Genomic DNA, 3,126 nt, shown 5'->3' with positions numbered 1-3,126 from the left:
GCAACATACCGTTTTATATAATCAATGATGCGTTTAGTATCCTCAGGAAAATAACTGGCAATTTCAACTGCCAGATCATGCACATTAGCTGCATGTATACCGCCTTCAACCGGTTGAAACTCAATAACATATAAAACTCCATCGGTACGCCTACTCTCACGTTTAGAAATATACCTGAGCATGCCAGGCATTACCAGCGTATTATCCTGCGAACCGACAACAATTTGCCTGACAAAATCCTGCTCATCAACGGTAAAAGGATTGCGACCGTCTAACAACTTCTGAGCCAACTCAATACTGATACGCCTATGCGCCATAACCGCGCTCCGGCTATTTTTCCTTCTCAGCACAAGCACCCTGCTATCCTGGCCACAGTAACGCAAAAGCTCCTGCAAGCGCTTTGCTCTCGGACTAACCTGAATTTTTACCAGATAATCTTTTAAATGATCTTCTAAGCCTCCATTTGCATTACTAAATGACCACATAACATCCAACTTATTTAAATCTGAAACAGGAAGGCTATATTCTTCGTTAACCATAATCTGTTTAATTAAATCGTTGAATATCGTTAAAATAGCGCTTTCGCTCAAGCTATGAATATCCAGCTTAAATATCTCAAAATCATCTGTAAGTAAACTATAAACTTCTTCCTCAATTAATGGATTTAATCCGCCCTGCTCCCCGCCAAAAAGCAGAACCAGAGAAAATCTCCCATGGCCTCTTTCATCCTGGAGCCTGTCTGCTTCAAGCAATTTAAGCAGATCCAAGCCATCAGACTCTTCTGCTTCCAGGAGCTCAACGCCAAATGACTCCAATATCCTCTCGTGATCATATGCCTCATCCCATACGATTTTCTTAATCTCGTGCCTGGGGCCTTTTTCAATAATAATATCCGCGTTATCAATATCTTCCTCTGACTTAACAGCATGTAGTTTATATCTTTCCTGCCATCTCCGCTCCATGACTTCATCGCTTCTTCCGCGTCTCTCCGAAGGCCTGTTTATCTTCCATTCCTTAATCAAATCAAGCTCCGCATCAAGGAACAAATGCAGATCAAATTCAGCATATAATTGCCTAAAGTACTCACCCCATTCAGCATCAGGGGCAAATTTTGTACCATATAAATCGTTTACAAGAAGATAAAGCCCTTCCACTAAAAGAATTTTGCTGGCCGTGATCTCCGATAAACCGATTCTTTCGCGGAAATTTACTTCGCGACCATCTTTCTGTATCTTTTCCCTTCTAATGATTGGCTGTACGCATTTTCCTGTTTCATCAAAAGCACGCAATTGTTCCAACATAAACGGCACATCCAGAAAACGACCCGAGCCATCAGAGGCAGGGATCTTCTTGTCTCCCCTAGATATCAGTTGTTGCCTAATCGTAGCTACGGTCGTATCCGAATAAGGGTTACCATCCTCATATCGTTCTAGATCATAAAAGAATTCATCCTGACGCATAAGCCCAACCTGACCATCTCCAACCATGAAATCTATAATGAATTTAAGCCTCTCGGAAAAAATACTCTTACCAATACCACCAGGGCCTGAAATAGCAACAACATATCTTCTCCCGAGCTCTGCCTGCCTGAGGAGAATTTCCGCGACAAGCGGAATATAGTACTCACATAAATCATTAAGATCCCTGGAAGTAAAGGGGGACTGAATATCCTGAGTAGCATTGATGATTGCCCTGGCCAAATGTCTGGTCGCCTCTTCAGCTCCCAGATTATCCGAAATGGGCGATTTTGCGGTAGGATGCGATTTTGTTCCGCTTACGGAATGTGCTGACCGTATATTCACAATACGGTGATCTCTACCCTTTTCTACAATAACATCGGCATTCTGCACATCTACCTTAGCTTTAACCGCCTGCTCTTTGTATCTTTCCTCCCACCTCTGCTCCATAACTTCATCGCTTCTTCCGCGTCTCTCCGAAGGTCTATTAATCTTCCATTCTTTGATCAAATCAAGCTCCGCATCAAAGAATAAACGTAAATCAAATGTTGCATAAAGCTGGCGATAAAACGCACTCCACTCAGCATCCGGAGCAAATTTACTATCATAAAGATCATTTACTATCATATAATGGCCTTCAACTAATAATATACGGTTAGCCTTAATTTCACTAAGCCCTATCCTTCTTCTTATATCTACGGTACGTTCAATTATAGGCTGTATTCCTCTGCCGCTTTCCCTGACTGCGTTTATCTGTTCCAGCATCATCGGAACATCGAGAAAACGACCAGATGCCCTGGAATTAGGAATAATTATATCCCCTCTTGCTCTTAATTGTTCTTTAACCCCAACAACTGTAAGAGGCGAATAAGGATTACCGCTAATATCAGGCTCCAGATCAAAGAAAAATTCATCCTGCTTCATCAAACCAACTTCTCCCTTTCCTAACATTGCCTCAATCACCCTCTGAAACCTTAATGCGAAAGTACTCTTGCCGATACCGCCTGGCCCTGCAATAGCAACTACGTACCTTTTGCCCATGACTTCCTGTCTTTCAATGATATCAACTGCAAGTGGGATATAATAATTACGTAATTCGTCAGCATCTCTTGAGGTAAAAGGAATTTCCATATCATTGGAAGATTCTGTGACCCTCCTAATGAGCTCTTCAACGCCTTCCTCAGTCAACCATGACTTTGAACCCCCCTGATTGCCTGCAGGATGCGATTTTGTTCCGCTTGAACTTTCCAATCTTACTCTCGGAGCTATTAACGCAGAATTGAGCTTGTGTGAGAATATTTTGTATTCACCCTTGGACGCCTGCTCAAGATAAATCCTCATTAAAGCGATTGCTTCATTGTAATACCTGATAAGTTGTTCAACATAAGCAGAAGTTATCTCTTCATCTGCAGTCACTGTAAAAATACGGAGCACATAAGCAATCTGTTCCGGCGTAGCATATCCGCCCTCAGGAAGAACATCAGGTATTTCAGCAAAGCGGGTATTCAGCAGGCCGAATTCTCCCCTTATTGATGAAATCATTTTTTCGTTCAAGGCCGTTAATCCTTCCTGCATCTTTACTATATTTATGAAATTTTCTCCATCAACAACAGTAGAAATATCGACACCGGAAGCAATAGCTTCTTCGGCTAAAGATAAAGCAGCTGCC

General features: G+C 42.1%; 1 protein-coding gene. It reads right to left on the bottom strand.

What is annotated here, in order from left to right:
• A partial coding sequence (locus PHO70_08605) for a hypothetical protein (GenBank protein ID MDD5433020.1) occupies positions 1 to 3,126 on the bottom strand: 3,126 nt, incomplete at both ends.

It is taken from the genome of Candidatus Omnitrophota bacterium (assembly GCA_028715415.1).
Classification (GTDB): Bacteria; Omnitrophota; Gorgyraeia; order Gygaellales; family Profunditerraquicolaceae; genus JAQURX01.
The sequence above is the reverse complement of the archived record's forward strand: the minus strand, read 5'-3'. Positions and strand labels throughout refer to the sequence as shown.